This window comes from Ruegeria sp. HKCCA0235A, from assembly GCF_013033235.1.
GTDB lineage: Bacteria > Pseudomonadota > Alphaproteobacteria > Rhodobacterales > Rhodobacteraceae > Ruegeria.
In genome coordinates this window covers 1-20,199 of sequence record NZ_WQDQ01000002.1, presented here as the reverse complement: position 1 = coordinate 20,199, position 20,199 = coordinate 1, and the positions used below count along the sequence as shown (strand labels likewise).

The following is a 20,199-nucleotide window of genomic DNA, read 5'->3' as shown; positions in this document are numbered from 1 at the left end:
GCCTGTTCCCTTCTATCAGAAATTCACCCGGTCCGCGCCCTTGAGCGCGAGCCGCTCTCTGGCTTCGGCAGGTGTTGCAACCTCAAGCCCGAGGTTTTCCACGATGTCTCGAATTTTCCGGACCTGCTGGGCATTGGATGTCGCCAGTTCGCCCTTGCCGATGAACAGGCTGTCTTCGAGCCCCACACGAAGGTTGCCCCCCAACAGGGCCGCCTGAGTCGCAAATGGCATCTGATGGCGCCCCGCAGCCAGCACCGACCATTCGTAATTCTCCGGCCCGAACAGCCGGTCGGCTATGGTGTGCATATGCATCAGGTTGTCGAGATCAGCGCCCACACCGCCGAGGATTCCGAACACCATCTGAATAAAAAACGGTGGCTTGATCAGACCCTGATCAACGAACCATTTTACATTGTAGAGATGACCAAGATCGTAGCACTCGAATTCGAACCGTGTGCCATGTTCACCCCCAAGCTTTTCGATGGCGTAGCGAATTGTCCCGAACGTGTTGGGAAAGATGAAATCCTCGGTCATTTCGAGGAAAGGGCGTTCCCAATCATGCTGAAACTCGGTGTATTTCTGAAGCATCGGGAAGATTCCGAAGTTCAGGGACCCCACATTGAGGGATGCCATTTCGGGGCTTGTTGTCGTGGCCGCCAACATGCGTTCGTCCATGGACATGCCAAGACCACCGCCGGTTGAAACGTTGATCACGGCATCTGTGGATTGTTTGATGACAGGCATAAATTGCTGGAACAATTCTGGCCTGGGATCGGGTTTGCCGGTCTCGGGATGGCGGGCATGCAAATGGATAATGGAGGCACCGGCCTCGGCGGCTTCTATACTGGCCGTTGCGATTTCGGTTGGCGTAATGGGCAGATGAGGGCTCATTGTCGGGGTGTGGATGCCCCCGGTCGGTGCGCATGTGATGATTACGGATTTTGGCATTCCGGGGCCTCCTGCGAAACAACACGGCGCAAATGGTAACGCACCTCTTTGGGTCGGTAGATCAGGTGAACCTCGGGGGTTTCACCAAGCGCATAGCGTGGCCGTAAAGCACCCTCGTCGGCGACCTTCCTGGGGTTGACGGCGCATTTCATAGCCGCATCTGCTGGACTTGAGCGCTAAGGCCTCCATCCAGCACCCAAAGCTGTCCGCTTGCATATCGGGCCTCATCGCTGGCGAGCCAGTTCACAAGGTTTGCGATATCGTCTGGCGTTCCATAAGTGCGCATCGGGTGCACATCGCGCACAGCTTGCTGAAGCTGGTCAATCGTCTTGCCGCCGCCACCCGAGCCGTCGCCGGTGAAAAAGCTTTGAAGCATTGGTGTGTCGATGTAGCCAGGGCAAATCGCGTTGACCCGGATGCCTTCGGGCCCGTGATCGCAGGCCATCGCGCGGGTCAGGGCATGAACCGCACCTTTCGTTGCACAATATGCCGCCAGTCCCGGATCTGCGATGAAACCGTCATATGATCCGAAGTTAATGACAGAGGCAGAACTGCCGCTCTTTGCCGCCTTGCGCATCAAAGGTAGCGCATATTTGGACGTCAGGAATGTGCCTGTCACGTTCACCGCAAACGAGCGGTTCCATTCTTCAAGGCTTGTATCCTCAATTGTTTTTTCGATCTCGATGCCCGCAGCGTTCACGAGAATATCGAGTTTGCCGTGCTCAGTCTTTATCCTCTCCATAGCTGCAATGGCCTCGGGTTCTGAGGTGACATCAAGTCGGAGAAAACGGCTATCGGCCCCTGCTGGGTTGGACACGGATCCGCTTTCACTGAGATCGGCTGCGTAGACAACGGCCCCTTCTCGGGTCAGCCGATCCACAATCGCACGGCCGATGCCGCCCCGTCCGCCCGTCACAAGGGCCACCTTGCCGTCTTGAATATCCATCAGTTTGTTTCCCCCATCGGTGGAAAGCGGTAGCGCGCGGCTGCCGCAGTCCAATCCATGTGATTGCGAACATATTCCTGACTGGCGTCGCGCGGCGGGTTGTAATCCCATGGCTCGCTTGCCCCGGCCTCCATCGCGGCATGAAGCGCGCGCCTCGATTTCTGGGTGCGCATAACATCAGCCCGGAGCCTTTCGCTGTCCCATCTCTCAGCGACTTCGCATGCAAAGGCAGCGGCTGCATCACTGTAGGCCGGGTCATCCGCCAAGTTGACACGCTCATCCGGGTCCCGAGACAGGTCATAGAGCTGCGGTGGATCCACATCGCAGTGAATATATTTCAGTGTCCCGCGCCGGATCATGAAGACAGGCCAAGGTGTCATCTCTGCGCAGTATTCACCGATGGCAATGTTCTCTGGTGCATCCTCCCCACGCGCCAAGGGCATCAGGGACCGCCCGTCAACTGGCTCGCCCAGCATGTCGGGTGTCCCTCCGGCAACCTCCAGGAAGGTCGGAAGCAGGTCGACGAGAGAGCACGCGTGAGGCGCCGTGCCTTCGGCCACATCCGGGCCTGCGAAGATTAAGGGCACACGGGCAGAGTGTTCGAAGAACGTCATCTTGTACCAAAGACCCCGTTCACCCAGCATGTCTCCATGATCCGCGGTCACAATGATCAATGTGTTGTCAATCTGACCCGTTTCTTCCAGCGCCTTGACGATCGCGCCGACTTTACTGTCGAAATAGCTCACATTTGCCAGATAAGCGCGCCGTGCGCGGCCGATTTCTTCATCCGAAAGCGGCACAGTGGAGGCTTCGATCCCATCCATCACACGGCGTGAGAACGGGTCGTGCTCTTCCAGAGAGAGGCCTTGCGGCAAGTCGACTTCATAATCGGCGTAGAGATCCCAGAATTCTGGCTTCGCCACATATGGATCGTGAGGATGGATGAAACTCGCCACCAAGCAGAACGGAGAGACGTCGCCGGCTGCGTGATCCCGTCCGCGCTCGATCAGCCACCGGCGCGCTGCGAACTCGACCTCGTCATCGTAATCCGTTTGGAATGTCGCGATTGCCACACCGCTTTCCTTGACGGTCTGCATGTTGTGGTACCACTTGTCGATCCGCTCATCATGGGCTTCCCAGTCCGGCGTCCAAGCGAAATCGGCGGGATAGATATCGGTCGTAATCCGATCTTGAAACCCATGCATCTGGTCAGGTCCGACGAAGTGCATCTTGCCTGACAGGCACGTGCGATATCCCAGAGCCTTGAGGTAGTGTGCAAAGGTAGGCACGCTGGCACGGAATTCCGACGCGTTGTCATAAGCCGCAATTCGGCTGACATATTGCCCGGACATGAAAGCAAATCGCGACGGTGCACAGAGCGGCGAGTTGCAATAAGCGGCGTCAAATCGCATCCCGCGTGCCGCGAGTTTGTCCATGTGCTGGGTTTTGGCGCCCTTGTGCCCATAAGCACCAATGAAATGTGGTGCCAACTGATCGGCCATCACCACAACAATATTCGGCTGCGTCATGGAGCGGCCTTTGCGTAAGCATCAAGTACCAGCCCGTGGAAGTGATGAACGGCATGTTCGGATTTGCCGGATCCTGAAGGGTCCGACACGATTCGACCTTGCGTAAAGGCCGGCGTTTTCATTCCTCGCTGTACACTTTCGACCAGATTGATGTCTTCAACCTGAAGCACTTCATCCAGATAGCGCATCGCGTCGATTTCCATCGGATCAGGCTCGGGCGTCTCAAGAAAAAAGTCATAGGTCTCCAACGTGCGATCTGGTCCGACCGGAATGACATTTAACACGATCATGCTGGACCGGCCCGGGTATCGCATCAGACAAGTTGTGGGCCAAAGCCACCAGACCGCATGGGTCTTTACAGTCGCGTTGGAGACGTCGTAGGCGGAATTGGCGTTCTGCCCCGCCTCTGCCATGTGGCTGGAATAAATACCGTAGGTCGTGACCTTGTACGTGTCCATGTCCACAAGATCACAAAAGTCCTTGTGGGCGGTCGGGCAATGGTAGCATTCAAGGAAATTGTCGACGACATTCTTCCAGTTCGACTTGATATCGTATGTCAGTCTTTTCCCGAAGGTAAGTTGTTCGATATCAGGGGCCCAGTGGCGGATTTCGGTCTCCAGATTGCCGGATTGATCCGACAGCGAGGCAGCTTGCGTGTCGAGGTTGACGAAAACGAAACCGGCAAATTCTTCCACTTGAACAGCATCCAGGCAGATATCGCGTGGCGTGAAGGCCTCCAGGTGGTCTGTTTCAGGTGCGCGGACAAGTTGACCGTCAAGCTTGTAGACCCAAGCATGGTAGGGACACATGATACGGGTCGTCTCGCCTTCGCCACTCAACAGCTCATGGGCGCGGTGTTTGCAGACGTTGTAGAAGGCGCGCAAGACCCCTTCCCTATCCCTGACGACAGCGATTGGGTGCCCCGCGATATGTGTGGCGACGTATGACCCCGGCGTACGCAGCTTTTCGACGTGACAAACCCATTGCCAAGACTTGGCAAGGATCTCCGTACGGTCGACCTCAAACCAGTTTGCGTCAATGTAAGCCTCTTTGCGCAACGAAAGCGCACGATTTGGATCTGGGTCGAAGCCAGACTTTATTGCTTCGAACGCGTTTTGATCTGGAAACTGCGTCATGGCTGTCCTCACGACTGGAATCAGGAACTCACTGCACCAGCATTTCGCGGATCAAACCACAAGACTTACCATGAATCGCCGACTACTTAACTTTTTTCGCCTTAGGCTTTGGTGCGCGGTGCATTGGCCATGCTCGGAACTCGAATGGAATGCGTCCCTGCACACGATCCTTGCTCGGCGGGAGACCGAAGCGGTCCTTGTAGGCCCGACTAAAGTGGACCTGGCTTGAAAATCCGCTCGCAAAGGCAATCTCCGACATGGTCAGGTCAGTTTGAGTCACAAGGCCGCGGGCCCGGTCGAGGCGGATATCGCGATAGTAAAGTGCTGGTGTTTTTCGCACGCATTGCGCAAAGAGCCGATCAAGTTGCCTATGTGATAACCCGACATGCCTGCAAACATCCGCAATGGAGAGTGGCGTTTCAAGGTTTGCCTCCATGACACGAATTGCGGCACGCACATTTGTTGGAACGGAGTTGCCCAAAGGCTCGGTATTCTCGGGGTACTGCAATGCCCCGTGGGCGCGTATCGGGGGGGCAAACACATAGCGTGCAGCGGCATTTGCAAGAGCGCTACCATGAGACTGCTGGATCAGATGCAGGGCAAGATCGAGCGAAGCCGCACCCCCACTGCAAGTCACACGACGGCGATCAATAACCCAAAGCGCTTCACTGATGCCCGTCTTGGGGAACAATTCTTGAAACGCATCTATATGTTCGTAATGGACTGTTGCCGTATAGTTTTCCAGCAACCCGGCATGGGCCAGAATAAAGGCACCTGTATCTAGCCCGCCCAAGATTGCCTGACGTTTCGCGGCATTTCTGAGGTTCGCGCGCAATGCTGCAGAAACATGGCGCTCCGGCTCCCAACTTGACGAGACGAAAAGCATGTCCGCTTTGTTCATTCCCGCCTCCGAGAACCTGGCAGTGTTGACTTCAACGCCATTGCTGGCCGTCACCATTCCGCCCGCCTCGGACACAAGTTGCCATCGGAACAGTGTTGTTCCCTCGAGATAGTTGGCGGCACGAAAGGGATCGATAAATGACATCGTGGCCGCCAGGTTGAAAAATGGTGTTACAGCGATTCTCAGTTCGGTTGTTCTGTCCGGCCCGCCGCCCTCGACCATGTCGCCAACTCCCTTCTGTTCATTCTCAACGGTAGACAGTGCGGCCAGACAAGTAAAATTGACGACCAACTCAAGGCTGAATCAGGCGCGAAGCGCAACGTGCATTGCAGCGACACAAGCTTATCTTTCGCCTCGAACTGCGACGAAGGATCTTCCATTTTCGGCTGTCTGACTTCAGCACCCACCTGGTAGATTTGGGTATCTGTGTAACGGAGGAGTTCGAGTTCATTGAACCTATTAGCAAGCCAAGATGAACAAGAAATCTGGAACCTAGAAAGACGCAGACTAAAAGCTAGTCAGGAACATCAAACGCAAGACCCGCAAACATTACTGGGCCGAATAGAATGTCGGTATTGTCCCGGCCGGTCTGCGCGCTGAGGATAGCCTTGCGGCGCTGTGTCTCCGCGAGGGCATAACCGAAAGCTTTTATATTCTGGTCGAAGGAGTTCCCGGAAGCCGGGAGAGCCCGTCTTGCGGGCGACACCGCTCGGCAGGTGACTGCCCCTGAGGCCTCGGACTGAGATCACGTCATGGTCGCACACGAGCCAAGGCTGCTCAGCGAAAACGGCTCGACATACGCCGCGGGTGATCTGGTGGACTGTCTCGGATCACGTGCACGGTGCGCCGCACCACACACAAACCCCACTCCAGTTCGAGCGTTGGTACCAAACTAAGAAGAACTGGGTTCTCTTGGAAATTTACTTCCTACCCGGAGGTTTTGAGCGACAGATCGGCACCTTTGTCGATCACAACAACAACTACTGTTACCCCGAGAGCCTGGCCAACTTGACGCCCGCCGACGTCTACCATGGCCGAGGCGCCGAAATCCTGAACATAAGAGTGGAGATCAAGAAGCAAACAATCAGAAACCGTAGGTTTCAGAACAAAGCCACTGCCACTTTTACTTAAACGTAAACCGAACCAGACCCTGCGTTACAAAGAGACCAACGCCAAAAAACTCTGAAAACGGGCGATCGAGATCCATTTCGCATTACTTGTGCCAAAGAACAGCGCACAGCTCACTTTCAATCGGTGACCTGCCCCGCGCCGATTATTGTTCCGAGAACAAATTGTGTCGCGGGATCAATTTCGCCCCTCACGATAAGCGCTTGAAATTGGTGATTCAGGGCGGTCTCGCCCCAGTTCCGCATGGCAACTGCGATCCGCGGCGCTAGATTACGGTCCTTTTCGAGTTCACTCGCGAAAATGCCAATAATCTGAGCGCGAAGTTCAGGCAAAACCGTGCCGCCTTCGGTCAAAGCCCGGATCAGGGATTGCTTTTCGGGCGGTTGCCAGCCGGGGCGCTGCAGTGCTCGCTCAATCGCAGTAACTGCAAGGGCGCCGTCGATTTCGATACCTGCGAGAGCCCATTCATAAAGGTTTTGACCATTGCTTTTCAAAACCTGTTCAAATCGCGAACGCACAACAGAGGCTGCCTGTTCATCAGATTGCAAGCCAAGCAGACGCACCGCGACGGGTATGTAACTGATCCTGTTCAGACTACGAAATTCTTGCAGGAGCTGCTCAGTAGGCACCGTGTTCCGCAGTGGATGAACAAATTCATATGGGGCACGGTAGATTTCAACCATAGCGATGTTTCTCAGCACATGATCTTCGTGGCTTAGATAGCCCGCAAAGAACATAACACGCTCCGAGCCGTCATTGTCGCCGTACGCCCACGATCCTCCAACAGCTATTAAATCCTCAACAAACCGAGATCTGTCTGGCGTCATCATGAATAGGCGCTTCCAGCTTCGTGAAATGCTACGCCCTGCACCATCCTTGTCGGTTGCGCCATAGGTGAAGAGAACCGTCTTTTCTGGATTGGACCGGAAAGCTGCGCGGGTCTTGCTGTCGATCAGAAACGGTATTTCCGGCAGCGTTGAGATTTTCTGTTCTGTCCCTCTCAGAATGTGAACCGGAGAAAACCGGAACGGGTTGTCCGGTGTGGGACCAGCCAGAACGATAATGTCCGCGGAAATAATGTGATCAGCCGACGAAGCCTCAGGCAAAGTCACGCAGACTGAGCAAGCTTGCAAAGGTCTAAAGGTCACCAAAAAGGTGGCCAGAATACAAAGCAGTAAGAGAAGTTTCATTAGAAAACGCATAAGATACTGATGTTATTTAGTTTATGTGTTCCTTTTTACCTGTCGGCACTTGAGTTGGCACAATAATCTGTAACTCAACTTAGTTTAGAATGCGAATCTTCGACAGTGACTAAGCTCAGAACCCCGTGACGCGCTTGACCAGACAGAAAAGCAAAGACCAGACATTCCAGAACCGCCGCGTTCTGCATAAACACAGCGCGCTGCAGATTGAAGTTTCAGCGAGCTTTACCCTCTTAAACCAATCAAGCGATCGTGGTCCTAGTCATACGATGAAAGACATTGCCAGCAACAGTCTAAGGGGTCTTTTAGCGATCGCAAAACGCACCCGGGACTCCGGCCTCGATCAGTCGGCCAAGTAAACCGTTTCACCGGTTTCAATTGCCTGTTGCGCCGCTTGCCCCATCCTGACAGCCCAGAGGCCGTCCTTCAAACTCACATCCGGCTTCGCCTTTTCGCCACGAAGTACGGACAGGAACCCTTTGTGCTGATAGTAGGTCGACCCATTGTGATCCCCAGCCGCCAAAAGGGTGGCGTCCACCGGAACGTCCATTGATACCGGACCTTTGGGATTGCGCGGGCTCAGGATCACTTGCGGCAGCGGCGGAGTTCCCAAGTGATCGGGCCAGAATCGCCCGGGTCCAGGAACAAACGCCTCGATCTTGGCGTCCGGTCCGACGGCCGATATTTCTTCTTGATAGCGTGAGCCTTCGGCAAACATGCAAAGTTCCAACATCGCGCGCGCACCCGAAGCAAAGTCGACCAGAACAAAGCCATGATCCAGAATATCCGGGGTTTGACCGTCGTAACTTTCGTCCAGATGGTTCACCGCCTGCCCGCCGCTTGCCGTGATGCGCATCGGATCGGATTGCAATATCAGACGCATCAGGTCGAAGAAGTGGCAGCATTTCTCGACGAAAGTACCGCCAGTATTTCGGTTGAACCGGTTCCAGTGGCCGACCTTGTCGAGGAAGGGAAAACGATGCTCGCGGATCGACAGCATTTTCACCCCACCTGTCGCCTCGGCCTTACCGATCAAAGCAGCGATAGGGGGCATGTACCGGTATTCCATCGCGACCCAAATCGGGCAGGGGTAGTCGCGCTGCAACTGCTCGAGCCGGGGCACGTCTTGCGGGTCGGTGAACAATGGTTTTTCTACCAGAAGCGGCAGAGGACGTGTCTCAGCGATTTCGCAGATCTGGTCCACATGAAGATGGTTCGGGCTGACAATGACGACGCAGTCCAGTTCCTCTACCGCCAGTAGCTCTTGCACGGAACCTACCATGGTTGCAGTTGGCGCAATTGCCTTGGCGGCTTTTGCCATCTCCTGATTGGGTTCAAAGATCGCAGACACACTGGTACCTTCCAGCAATCCGATATTGTGCAGGTGCTCTTGCCCCATCATTCCGCATCCAATCAGCCCGTAATTGATGGTCCGGGTCATGTGCGATTCCTTTTACTTCAGACGTTGTACGTAGTTGGCCCGATCCGGGTCGAACCAAGTTTTTGAGAATTCGACGGGTTCGGCGCTTTCCGACCAGCTGAACCGCTCGATATAACCGACTGCTTGGCCGGCTGGCTTGGTGAAGTCAGAAGGCGTCCAGTCCGGTAGAGGCCGGACCGAAACCCTGTCTTCGGCTCTTGCGATCCAAAAGCCCAACTGGCGCTGATAGTAGCGATAGAGCGAGTCGGACAGCAGGCTCTGGTCGATTAGGCCCGCTGATTCGTCCAGCCAGATTTCTTCGACAGCGATGATTGTATCATTCAGGTAGCGCATCCGCCGGACACGCGAACCGGCGTCAGAAGCACCGAATTTCGGCAGATCGACCGGCTTTTTCAGATGGTCAACCGACAGGATATCCGCACGGGGCAGGCCGCCCCCTTTCGGCAGTTCCAGCCTGAACATTGCATAGACGCTGTTTTGCGTACCGGTCTCGCGTATGTAGTTGCCCGAGCCCTGGATACGCTCCAACATCCCCTTTTTTTCTAGCTCTGAGAGCGATTTTCGCAGCGTTCCAACCGAGACATTCAGCTCTGCGGCCATCTCGCGCTCGGGCGGCAATCGTTCTCCGTCAATAAGACGACCAGCCGCGATGTCACGGATCAGAAGTTCCGCGATCTGAATATATACCGGCAGGGCATTGGGGTTTCGGTTGGATGCAGGCACGGCAGACGCTTCACTCGGTCGCAGGAAAAATTGATACACTATTGATCTACATCAAAGCGATTGCTACGCAAGAGGAAAGTCAAAGATGTACGGAGCGTGAATCAAATGAGCATCGTCCCCATCACATCCCCCGATCTGGATGCGGCCGAAGTTTCGTGGTTCGCTGCGCTGTGTTCCGATGATTACCAGTTCCTTGGCGTTCCCGACGGTGCCCTGCGGTCGAGTTGGGAGCATTGCTCGAACATTGTGAAAGAGGCCGAAGCGCAGGGTTTTCGCAACATCCTCTGCCCGTCCTCCTATCAGGTCGGTCAAGACACGCTGAGCTTTGTCGCCGGCTGCGCTCCGATCACCGAGCGGATCAACCTGCTGGCCGCCGTGCGCTGTGGCGAGATGCAACCGATCATGCTGGCCCGCACCATCGCAACGCTGGACCACATGCTGAAGGGGCGTTTGACGGTCAACATCATCTCATCCGACTTTCCCGGTGAGAAGGCCGACAGCGCGTTCCGCTATCAGCGCTCGCGCGAAGTGGTGGAGATTCTGAAACAGGCCTGGACGCGGGATGAGATCAATCATGCAGGCGAGGTCTATAACTTCTCGGGCCTGACCACCGACCCGGCCAAGCCATATCAGACCGGCGGGCCGCTGCTTTATTTCGGCGGCTATTCTCCCTCTGCTTTGGATCTGTGCGGCGAGCATTGTGACGTCTACCTGATGTGGCCTGAAACCAAGGATCAACTGGCCGAACGGATGAAGGCCGTTCACGCCGTCGCTAAAAACTACGACCGCACGCTGGATTACGGGTTGCGTGTCCATATGATCGTTCGCGATACCGAGGCTGAGGCACAGGAATACGCGGATTACATCGTCTCGAAGCTGGACGACGAATACGGTCGCGCCATCCGCGAACGGGCGCTGGATTCGACCTCGCTGGGGGTGGCGCATCAGGCCAGGAACCGCGATCTGGCGGATGAATACGGCTATGTCGAACCCGGTCTCTGGACCGGTGTTGGCCGGGCACGGTCTGGTTGCGGTGCCGCTCTGGTCGGATCGACGGATCAGGTTATGTCGAAGATCGAGGAATACCAGAAGATGGGCATCCGCGCTTTCATCTTCTCGGGCTACCCGCATCTGGACGAAGCCCGCCATTTCGGCGCCCGCGTGTTGCCGAATTTGAAAACCTGTTCCCTTCCCGAAGCTTACGGAAGGGTTCCCAAAACGACCCCGGCCACACCGCTGGGCAACGGAGAACGCCGCTGATGCAACGTGTGAAACTATCTGACTCGCTGGAGATGAGCCGCCTTGTCTATGGCATGTGGCGGTTGGGCGATGACAGTGACACGTCCGCGGGCCATGTCGAGGCCAAGATTCAGACCTGTCTGGATCAGGGTATCACCACCTTCGATCAGGCCGACATCTATGGCGGCTACAAGGCCGAGGCCGTGCTGGGTGCCGCCCTGCGCGCCAATCCAAACCTGCGTCAGAAGATGGAGATCGTCACCAAATGCGACATCGTCGCGCCGGTTGGCCGTTACACGGATGCAAAGGTAAAATACTACGACACCTCGCGCGCCCACATTCTGAAATCGGTCGAGACGTCGTTGTCGGAAATGGCGATTGACCACCTCGATCTGCTGTTGATCCACCGCCCGGACCCCATGATGGACCACCATGAAACCGGAGCCGCCCTGGATGAGGTTGTCGCCAGCGGCAAGGTCGGCGCGGTGGGCGTGTCCAACTTCCGCCCGTGGGATTGGTCGTTGCTGCAATCGGCGATGAATACGCCGTTGGTCACCAACCAGATCGAAATTTCTCTGGGTCAGATCAGCCCTTTCACCAACGGTGATCTGGCCTTTCACCAACAGCATGGCCATCCGTTGATGGCATGGTCGCCGCTGGGTGGAGGCCTGTTGATGGCCGGAAACCCGCCGATTGGGGTCGTCGCCGATGAAATCGCAGCCGGGTTTGGCGTGGATCGCGCCGCCGTCGCAGTGGCGTTCCTGTTGGCCCACCCGGCCAACATCCTGCCGGTTCTGGGCACCAACAATCTGGACCGGATTAAACGCGCCTCTGACGCATTGAAAGTCAAACTGGATCGCGAAAGCTGGTTCCGCCTGTACGAGGCGGCGCTGGGGCACGAGGTACCATGATGAACGCAATCTCAAAGGACATGACCCGCACCTTTATTCCACATAAGGACGACACACGTACCCTGCGCGACGCCTTCGGCCGCTTTGCAACTGGTGTCACCATCGTGACCTGCGACAGCGCGGATGGGCCTGTCTGCATCACCGCCAACAGCTTTTCGTCCCTGTCGCTTGACCCACCGCTGATCATGTGGGCCGGAGACCGAAACTCGCGTCGCTTCCCCTATTTCCACAAGGCGCGCCATTTCAGCGTGCATGTGCTGTCTTCGAACCAGGCCGAGCTGTGTTTCGGCTGCTCGAAAGACGCCTTTGCACTGCGGGACATCACCCACGGGCGCTGTAAGAATGGGACGCCGGTGTTGGCGGACTGCCTTGCGCGGTTCGAATGCGAACAGCACGCTTATCACGATGCAGGCGATCACGTTATTGTGGTTGGAAAGGTTCTACGGGCCAGTATGTCGGATGGAGACGCGCTGACCTTTTATGCCGGGAAACTCGGCCAATTCGCGAAAGTCTAAGCGCGATTTGATGACCGTGGGGGACACCCGCGGCTGACCAAGGGAGGATCCGCATGGGCGGACTGGCATCGGTGCTTGCACCGATTGCATTCGTGAACGAAACCGTGCTGCGATTGGGCCGTGCGGTCGGTGTTGTTGCGATTGCGCTCATGGTGATCGCAATCCTGATCCAGGTGTTCTTCCGATACGTTCTGGGCAATGCGCTGCCCTGGCCGGACGAGGCCGCGCGGTTCTGCATGTTGTGGATGACCGGTCTGATGGCCCCCACAGCCTTTCGGCGCGGCGGTTTTGTGGCCATCGACATGCTGGAACGCCTCCTTCCCCGCATCATCGGCCAAACGCTGAATCTGTTCCTGCTTTTGATCGCGCTCGCCGTCCTGCTGGTCGCGGTCAATATCGGCTGGTCCGAGGTCACTGGCTTTGGCGGCAAGTTCGCCACTGCCGCGCTGTATCTGCCCACCTCTTTCGGGTTCGACGAATGGTATCGCATTCCGCGCAGTTGGATGATGGCATCGCTGCTGGTGGGAGTCATCCTGCTGATCTCGGTGAATATCGAGCTGATCCTGCGATCCTTCATCACTCTGCTGGGCGGCGGCCACCTGTTGCCTGAAATTCCTGATGCGGCAGTGGGGGCCGAATAAATGCTGATCTGGTTCCTACCCACCTTCCTGATTTTCCTGCTGATCGGCCTGCCGGTCTTTTTCGCTTTGCTGGCGGCGCCCGGAATCCTGCTGTGGCTGAACGGCCAGACGAACGACATCACGTTGCTGTATCGCAATGTCTACAACGGCATGGACAGCTTCCCTCTGATGGCGATCCCCTTCTTCATGCTGGCCGGAGAGCTCATGAACCGAGGCGGCATCACCATCCGCCTTGTCGAGTTTTCGCAGGCCCTGATGGGGCACCTGCGCGGTGGTCTGGCGCATGTGAACGTGCTGAGTTCGATCCTGTTCGCGGGCCTCTCGGGGTCCGCCGTGGCGGACACCTCGGCGCTAGGGTCGATGCTGATCCCGGCGATGGAGAAACAGGGCTATACCCGTAAATTCGCCGCCGCGATCACGGCGGCGAGTTCGGTGATCGGGCCGATCATTCCGCCCTCGGGCATCATGATCATCTATGCCTATGTGATGGGCGAAAGCGTGGCCGCGTTGTTTCTGGCGGGGATCGTTCCGGGCGTGATGGTCGGTGTCGGTCTGATGCTGATGATCAAACTGATGGCCGACCGCTATGACTTTCCCGTCGCCAGCCGCAGATACACATGGCCCGAGCGGCGTCAGGCCAGTTTGAAGGCCTTTTTCCCATTGATGACACCGGTCATCATTCTGGGCGGTATTCTGGGTGGTATCTTCACACCGACCGAGGCTGCGGCAGTCGCCGTGGGCTATGCCTTCATCATCGGGTTCTTCATCCTGCGGACATTGACATGGAAAGAGGTCCCCGAGGTGCTCAGCAATGCAGGCATGACTTCAGCCGTTGTTCTGCTGCTGGTTGGTGCTGCGATGGCGTTCAAGACAGTCGTCAGCCTCAGCCATGCGCCGGAACAACTGGCCTCGCTGATCCTCAGCCTGTCAGAAAACCCGCTGATCCTTTTGTTCCTGATCAACCTGCTGCTGTTCATCGTCGGCATGTTCCTGGACGCAGGCCCCGCGATCATCATCCTTGGACCAATCCTTGGCCCGATCTTCACCAGCCTCGGCGTCGACCCGATCCATTTTGCCATCATCATGAGCGTCAACCTGACAGTAGGCCTCGCCACCCCGCCAATGGGTTTGGTGCTGTTCGTGGCCGCCGCCGTATCGCGCGAACGGGTTGAAACCATCGCCAAAGCGATCCTGCCGTTCCTGGCGGTCGAAATCATCGTGATTTTCCTGATCACCTACATACCCGCACTATCCATGACGATCCCGAGGATAACGGGATTTGCCAACTAACTGAGTTCCACAGGGAGGAAACGCATGCTCAGAGAATTCATCAAAACCGCAGCGGTGGCCACATCGCTGGTGGCGGCGTCCGCCATGGCCGCGACAGCCGCCGATTATACGCTGCGCGCAACCGCAAATTCGAACGAAAACGATGAGGATTATGACGGGCTGATCGTCTTCAAGAACTATGTCGAATCTGCCTCGAACGGCGCGATCGAGGTCGAACTGTTCATCGGCACACAGCTTTGCTCGAACGGGGCCGAATGCTTGCAGGGCGTGGCAGACGGCACCATCGACATCTACATCTCGACCTCGGGCGGTGCCTCAGGCATCTTTCCTTACGTGCAGGTTCTGGACCTGCCTTATCTGATGGCCGATGACCGCATTGCAGAGCATGTCCTGTCGGGCGATTTCACTCGCACAATGCGCGACATGGCGCTTGAGGACTCGGGCGGCGCGATCCGTCTGATGACCATCGGCAACACCGGCGGCTGGCGCAACTTTGCCAACACACAGCGCCGCATTGCCGAGCCCGCGGATATGGAAGGCCTGAAAATCCGCACCGTCGTCGCCGACCTGCCGCAGGAACTGGTCAAGGCGCTGGGTGCGTCGCCCACCCCAATCCCGTGGCCGGAACTGTTCACCAGCTTCCAGACCGGTGTCGTTGAAGGATCCAAGAACGGCATCACCGACATCATGGGCATGAAATTCCCGGATGCGGGCCTGCAATACGTAACGCTGGACGGACACGCCTATATGGGCGCATTGTGGTGGATGAACAACGCCAAGTTCCAGGAGATGCCCGAGGATCTGCGCCGCGTCGTGGTCGACGGGTTCTATGCCCTGCAACAGGCCACTTTTGCATCTCCCAAGCGCAAGTCGATCCAAGCCTATGAGGATTTCGTGGCCGGTGGCGGAGACCTCTATGTGCTGACACCCGATCAGAAGGCTGCGTTCAAAGAGGCCGCAACGCCAGTCTATGATTGGTTCCAGTCCAACGTTGCGCGAGGCGACGAGATCTTTGCTGCACTGACCGAGGCGGTCGCGGCGGCTGAGGCGGACGTCAACGCCGCTCGCGATGCGGATCTGAAGTGAACGGTTGGGCCGGGCTTTGCGGCCTGGCCCTCACCGAAACGGGTACATCCACCCTTTGTAGTCGTTGACCAGAACATGCGCCTTTTCGATCTGCTCCGGCGACATTTTCTTGACCACTTCCTCAAGGCTGATCGCCGCGTCGGGGTCGCCGCCAATGGCGCTGAGAGTGTACCACATATACGCACGCACCAGATCGGGCGCGGGCATGCCCAGACCCAATTCGTAATACCAGCCAACGCCCGACTGCGCCCCCGGATGCGCCTTCATCGAGGCCCGCAGATACCATTCAAAAGCCCGTTCGTAATCCTGCTCGACCCCCAAACCCAGCCCGTACATCACGCCGATCAACTCTTCAGCCTCGGCGTTGCCCGAGCGCGCGGCTGGAAGAAGTTCCTCGCGCGCGGCAGCAAACTGACCGGCTTCCATCAAATCGCGGGCTTGTTCCAGTTCAGCCAGAGCCGGAGACGCAAATACGCAAAGGGCAAGAACAAGCTGGCGCATGGGATGGTTGCCTTCTTCTGGGTCGGGGCCGCTGTGGCACAGGATTTGCCGCGCCCGCTAACCGATGATGACTTTATCCCCTTTGATATGGAACAGGCCGCCATCGGTCATCAACTGTTTTACGACCCGATCCTGTCAGGCAACCGCAACATCGCCTGCGCCCATTGTCACCACCCGGATTTCGGCACTTCGGACGGGTTGTCTCTGGGCATAGGAGAAGGGGGGAAGGGGTTGGGGCCGGACCGCACACCCGGCACCGGGGCCGACAGAATACGCAAACGCATCCCTCGCAACTCTCCGGGCCTGTGGAATCTTGGGGCCAAGGACATACACACCGTCTTTCACGACGGCAGGCTGAGCATTTCCGACGTCTACGGCAACGGCTTCAATTCCCCGGCGCAGGAGTGGCTGCCCGAAGGCCTGAACTCCCTGCTGGCGGCACAGGCTCTGTTCCCCCTGACCTCACAATTCGAGATGGCGGGCAATGTGGCTGAAAATGAAGTCACAGGCGCGGTGCATGATCGTATCGACAAGGGCTGGCCCATTCTGGCGAAACGCGTCCGCACCGATCTGCGCTATGGTCCGGCCATGGTCGCCGCCTTTGATGAGGTCGAGACGACCGAGGACATCACGATCACGCAAGTCGCCAACGCTCTGGCCGCTTTCATGGCGATCGAGTGGCGCAGCACCGACAGCCCGTTTGACCACTATCTTGCGGGCGACATGAATGCCCTTTCACCGGCGCAAATCGAGGGGATGAGGCTGTTCTACGGCAAAGCTCGCTGCTCCGCCTGCCACACCGGTCCGCTCATGTCAGATCAGACGTTCCATGCATTGGGTTTGCCACCCTTTGGGCCGGGTCGCACCCGGCAGTGGGATCCCTTCGTCCGGGATGTGGGCCGCATGGGTGAAAGCGACCGCCTTGAGGATGCCTACAGGTTCCGCACCCCGATGCTCCGTAACGTTGCCCTGACCGCACCGTACGGTCACAATGGCGCCTTCCCTGATCTTGAAAGCGTCATTCGCCATCATTTGGATCCGCAGACCAGCCTGAACAAATGGACCCCTCAAATGGCTGCCTTACCCGAGGTGCCATGGTTGCAAAAAACGGATTTCCTAGTTTGGCAGGACCAATATGAAATGGCACGTCAACGCAAGAAAATTGATATCGATCCGATCCAACTCACGGAATTAGAAATAGAAAACCTGATTGCTTTTCTGAATTCGTTGACAGGTCGCAGCGTGGACTCGCCGATATTCGGTGTGCCGAAAGGGTTTACTCCTTAGCCATCCCTCACATCAATTAGGTCATGTTGACTAATGGCTGAGCCAGAGACGGGTTGATGCGAAATCGACGAAGCAGAAGAGCTTTCAGCGGGCACGTCGCAGCGTGTTGCAACTCGGCTGGCATTCTTCAACTTGTTGAAGCATTTCTCGGCTGGATAGCCTCATCTGGCGCCACCCATCTCTGAAACTTATCAATCGCCTGCAAACACATACTCTCTGCAATCTTCGTGGGCATTCTCAATTTGGCACCTGCTTTATTTCACTGCATGGCCAGAAGACTACAATCAGGCTAACGAAGCTTTGATTGGTCCAAGCGGACCAATGCGGTTTGGCACCCGCCAACTTTATCGGGAGCGTGCTAAAGCGCTGACAACTCTCTCTACACAATCCAAATCAAGAAAAGCCAGCGCCTCGAAACGCGATGGCAAAGTTCTGGTGTTCAAAGTTGCAGTTTTAGCAAGTTAAATTGCAGGCTGTTGCTGGTTTTCACAGCTGATGCACCAAGCAATCGAGACCCAAAGTCGAATAAATTCATCCTAGTTTTCAACGCCCATCTTGAAGCCAACGTCAAGAACGGCGGCATGTTTACCCAAAAAACAAGGTCATTGGCACCCAGCAAAAAGTCGCCAGACACAAAAAAAGCCGCTCGTTTGAGCGGCTTTTTTTGAAGTTTTGTTCTACCTAGAGGTCGGAGACCCGGTAAAACTCTGCGCCAGCGATAGCCGGATCCCACGCTGGTCTGATTCCTCTTTCAGCCAACTTTGATCTGAGTCGTTCCGGATCTCTCACCCAATATCCTTCGATCTGCGACAGCTTTCGAAAGCGGCTCTTAAATTTGTCGAGACTGCGCGGATCTACCAGATCGCACATCTTGCCCATGTGACGGTACCGACCACAGCTTTCTAGCGCACGGCAGCCAGAATCAGCGTTGGCGCTCAATAAAAACCGGACAACATCCAAGTGAACGCCAAGTTCTCGGGCGGAATCGGAAATCGTCACCCCAGTCTTGCCATCTTGCATACCAAGCTTGAACGATACCTCAGTCAAGTCAACGAGAACCGAACGAAACTTGAAAAGTTCAGGAAGAAGCTCGACGTTTTCGAGCCCACCCTTCAAAAGCAACGAGACGATGTCTGTTGTTGGAACATGAAGAGCGTTGGCGGCGTCTCCAACATTCGCCATTCCCAAACCAGCATTCACGACAGGCTTTCCATTTTGACGCATCTGTTTCAATAGGCGGTCGAGATCATCGGAATCCACACCTTTGTGGCGGCCGCTGAATTTCTTTTCATCATCTACAACCGGCTTAAGAATCCCTGCTTTTAACAGGTGCTGCGCCTGCGCCCTCGTGCACTCGTGCACTCGATGTAATCTGGAATTTTAGATACAGGCACAGCTTGGACCAATTTTTTGATCAATTTCTCAGATTGCTGGACGCGAGCGGTTTGACGCATTGAATCGTGTTCGTTTGAGCCGCGAAGTAGTCCGGATTTTGTCAAAGCACTCCTAACCGTTTTCGGATGCAAAGCATACTTTCTGGCTAGCGACGCTACTGAGTGAACCCTCGCTTGATCTACCACTGAGCCAAATAGCAAGGTACCCGGCTCTACTCGGACGTTGTCCAAAATGAACTCCCGAAAAACCTCTTTGAAGGGTCCGATGTGTTTTACACCACGGTCGGCCTGGGCCCAGTGAAAAAGCCCTCCGAATGTTCCCTGCGGCCCGGACTGTGATTGGCTTCTTTCCGAGTTACTCAATAGATATCTCAGGGCTTCTCGAATTCCCTCCTCGCCCTTCGATGTGAACTCATAACCTACCTTAGCGGCCTGATCCCAATTGTCTTCGTTTAGCTTCGAAAGCGCGGCATGAGCCCCAAACTCTAAGCATGCCCCAAGCATCTCGGTAGAACGGCTTGCTAGGTCAATCGGCTGGCTATCCATCCAGCTCGATACCTTATGACCATCCAACCGTTTCTCCACATAACCTTGAAGTTCAGAGGGTCTTCGAGTTTTTGAGTGCGCTAGGATGTCCTCAAGCTTCGGAATGTCAGGTTTCAAGTACGAAGTGTCGATCTTCGAACCATTGCTTGTTACCTTACGCGCTCGAACCAACGGCACGTTGTGATATCGACAGGTTCGAACCGGGCTAAATGTCCAATTGATGCGCGCTGCGCCAACTCTCAATCCGTCTCGGTTGGTCTCAATGTCCGAAAGTAAGCAAGCCGGGCAGAAAGTTTGCCTGTTTCTTAAGAGAAATTCCTGAAAGAAGTTCTCGCTGCGATAACCGTAGACGCGACTGGACACTGGATAATGAGATCGCGCTCTTAGCTGTTCCACAGGAACACCAAAAACTACAGCAAGTTTGGAAAACGCGTGCTGCCGACCAATAATCAGTTCCTGCTGCGGCAAGCCGATCACCCTGCAAAACTCTTCTGCGGAAACCCCACAGTGAAACAAAGCAAATCGATTGACCCAAGACAAAAGGCTCTCATCTCTCAGGGGAGGAAATAGCGGTTTCATGGACGATTCACCGTTTGCTAACCTGACGGGCTTGACGTTCCGAACGCCGCGCTTCGAATTCTTCAGCACCCGCGTCCAAATCCAAAGAAGCCCAATCTTCAGTCACGAAAACGTTCTTGTTCCAATCGCAGCATTCCCGCATTCCCCAAGCCTCGGCAAAGTGCATTTGCAAAAGAACGCTAGGGTCAGGACTCGTTCTTGTTTCATAGCCAGAACAATACGATTGCAGCGAGGGCGATGGCTGACAGGAAGACCT

18 protein-coding genes and 3 pseudogenes are annotated in these 20,199 nt (G+C 56.0%); 8 read left to right on the top strand and 13 right to left on the bottom strand.

Going from position 1 to position 20,199, the window contains the following annotated elements:
• Window positions 1-15 precede the first annotated feature (15 nt).
• The 5 genes from GOW56_RS04160 to GOW56_RS04140 form a co-directional block, all read right to left on the bottom strand.
• Window positions 16-948 carry a 3-keto-5-aminohexanoate cleavage protein gene (locus tag GOW56_RS04160; protein ID WP_171205052.1) on the bottom strand — a complete coding sequence of 311 codons (933 nt, stop codon included), beginning with the start codon at window positions 946-948 and terminating at the stop codon, window positions 16-18.
• Between the two features lie 148 nt (window positions 949-1,096).
• On the bottom strand, window positions 1,097-1,894 hold the full coding sequence (locus GOW56_RS04155) for an SDR family NAD(P)-dependent oxidoreductase (protein WP_171205051.1): 798 nt from the start codon (window positions 1,892-1,894) through the stop codon (window positions 1,097-1,099).
• Window positions 1,894-3,423 carry a choline-sulfatase gene (gene betC, locus GOW56_RS04150; RefSeq protein WP_171205050.1) on the bottom strand — a complete coding sequence of 510 codons (1,530 nt, stop codon included), beginning with the start codon at window positions 3,421-3,423 and terminating at the stop codon, window positions 1,894-1,896. Before betC ends, GOW56_RS04155 begins: the two co-directional genes overlap by 1 nt.
• A complete protein-coding gene (locus GOW56_RS04145; RefSeq protein ID WP_171119116.1) occupies window positions 3,420-4,559 on the bottom strand; it encodes an SRPBCC family protein in 1,140 nt (379 codons plus the stop codon). Before GOW56_RS04145 ends, betC begins: the two co-directional genes overlap by 4 nt.
• Before the next feature lie 82 nt (window positions 4,560-4,641).
• Window positions 4,642-5,682: a GlxA family transcriptional regulator gene (locus tag GOW56_RS04140; RefSeq protein WP_171169821.1), complete on the bottom strand. Its 1,041-nt coding sequence runs from the start codon at window positions 5,680-5,682 to the stop codon at window positions 4,642-4,644.
• 304 nt (window positions 5,683-5,986) lie between these two features.
• Between GOW56_RS04140 and GOW56_RS22050 the strand changes: the two are divergent.
• A pseudogene (locus GOW56_RS22050) lies at window positions 5,987-6,591 on the top strand (hypothetical protein).
• A 116-nt stretch (window positions 6,592-6,707) separates the two neighbouring features.
• On the opposite strand, the gene GOW56_RS04135 reads toward GOW56_RS22050, so the two are convergent.
• From GOW56_RS04135 to GOW56_RS04125, 3 genes are all read right to left on the bottom strand, one after another.
• On the bottom strand, window positions 6,708-7,778 hold the full coding sequence (locus GOW56_RS04135; RefSeq protein WP_171205049.1) for a hypothetical protein: 1,071 nt from the start codon (window positions 7,776-7,778) through the stop codon (window positions 6,708-6,710).
• A gap of 355 nt (window positions 7,779-8,133) precedes the next feature.
• Entirely contained in the window at window positions 8,134-9,231 is a 1,098-nt protein-coding gene (locus GOW56_RS04130; protein ID WP_171205048.1) for a Gfo/Idh/MocA family protein, read from the bottom strand.
• 12 nt (window positions 9,232-9,243) lie between these two features.
• Window positions 9,244-9,954: a GntR family transcriptional regulator gene (locus GOW56_RS04125; RefSeq protein WP_171169437.1), complete on the bottom strand. Its 711-nt coding sequence runs from the start codon at window positions 9,952-9,954 to the stop codon at window positions 9,244-9,246.
• Window positions 9,955-10,059: 105 nt separating this feature from the next.
• Between GOW56_RS04125 and GOW56_RS04120 the strand changes: the two genes are divergently transcribed.
• The 6 genes from GOW56_RS04120 to dctP are packed head-to-tail and all read left to right on the top strand — an operon-like array spanning window position 10,060 to window position 15,636.
• On the top strand, window positions 10,060-11,214 hold the full coding sequence (locus tag GOW56_RS04120) for an LLM class flavin-dependent oxidoreductase (RefSeq protein ID WP_171205047.1): 1,155 nt from the start codon (window positions 10,060-10,062) through the stop codon (window positions 11,212-11,214).
• Window positions 11,214-12,104, top strand: coding sequence for an aldo/keto reductase family oxidoreductase (locus GOW56_RS04115; protein ID WP_171205046.1), 891 nt, complete (start codon window positions 11,214-11,216; stop codon window positions 12,102-12,104). The genes GOW56_RS04120 and GOW56_RS04115 overlap by 1 nt, the downstream gene beginning before the upstream one ends.
• Entirely contained in the window at window positions 12,104-12,619 is a 516-nt protein-coding gene (locus tag GOW56_RS04110) for a flavin reductase family protein (RefSeq protein ID WP_371807873.1), read from the top strand. The genes GOW56_RS04115 and GOW56_RS04110 overlap by 1 nt, the downstream gene beginning before the upstream one ends.
• Window positions 12,620-12,672: 53 nt before the next feature.
• The gene (locus tag GOW56_RS04105) at window positions 12,673-13,260 is read left to right on the top strand and encodes a TRAP transporter small permease subunit (RefSeq protein WP_171205044.1); all 588 of its coding nucleotides are present in this window, start codon (window positions 12,673-12,675) and stop codon (window positions 13,258-13,260) included.
• The gene (locus GOW56_RS04100; RefSeq protein ID WP_171205043.1) at window positions 13,261-14,550 is read left to right on the top strand and encodes a TRAP transporter large permease; all 1,290 of its coding nucleotides are present in this window, start codon (window positions 13,261-13,263) and stop codon (window positions 14,548-14,550) included. It begins immediately after the preceding gene.
• A 24-nt stretch (window positions 14,551-14,574) separates the two neighbouring features.
• The gene (dctP, locus tag GOW56_RS04095) at window positions 14,575-15,636 is read left to right on the top strand and encodes a TRAP transporter substrate-binding protein DctP (RefSeq protein ID WP_152460164.1); all 1,062 of its coding nucleotides are present in this window, start codon (window positions 14,575-14,577) and stop codon (window positions 15,634-15,636) included.
• Between the two features lie 30 nt (window positions 15,637-15,666).
• On the opposite strand, the gene GOW56_RS04090 is transcribed toward dctP, so the two are convergent.
• Window positions 15,667-16,137, bottom strand: coding sequence for a tetratricopeptide repeat protein (locus GOW56_RS04090; RefSeq protein WP_171205042.1), 471 nt, complete (start codon window positions 16,135-16,137; stop codon window positions 15,667-15,669).
• A 3-nt stretch (window positions 16,138-16,140) separates the two neighbouring features.
• Between GOW56_RS04090 and GOW56_RS04085 the strand changes: the two genes are divergently transcribed.
• The gene (locus tag GOW56_RS04085) at window positions 16,141-17,424 is read left to right on the top strand and encodes a cytochrome-c peroxidase (RefSeq protein ID WP_171205041.1); all 1,284 of its coding nucleotides are present in this window, start codon (window positions 16,141-16,143) and stop codon (window positions 17,422-17,424) included.
• Window positions 17,425-17,454: 30 nt separating this feature from the next.
• Here the strand turns inward: GOW56_RS04085 and GOW56_RS21725 are convergent.
• From GOW56_RS21725 to GOW56_RS21680, 4 genes and pseudogenes are all read right to left on the bottom strand, one after another.
• Window positions 17,455-17,573: pseudogene (locus tag GOW56_RS21725) on the bottom strand (IS5/IS1182 family transposase); the annotation flags it as partial.
• A gap of 532 nt (window positions 17,574-18,105) precedes the next feature.
• A complete protein-coding gene (locus GOW56_RS04080) occupies window positions 18,106-18,786 on the bottom strand; it encodes a hypothetical protein (protein WP_171205040.1) in 681 nt (226 codons plus the stop codon).
• Complete coding sequence (locus GOW56_RS04075; protein ID WP_171205039.1) at window positions 18,747-19,943, bottom strand: TniQ family protein; 1,197 nt, start codon at window positions 19,941-19,943, stop codon at window positions 18,747-18,749. Before GOW56_RS04075 ends, GOW56_RS04080 begins: the two co-directional genes overlap by 40 nt.
• Before the next feature lie 7 nt (window positions 19,944-19,950).
• Window positions 19,951-20,199 (bottom strand): annotated as a pseudogene (locus tag GOW56_RS21680) (hypothetical protein); the annotation flags it as partial.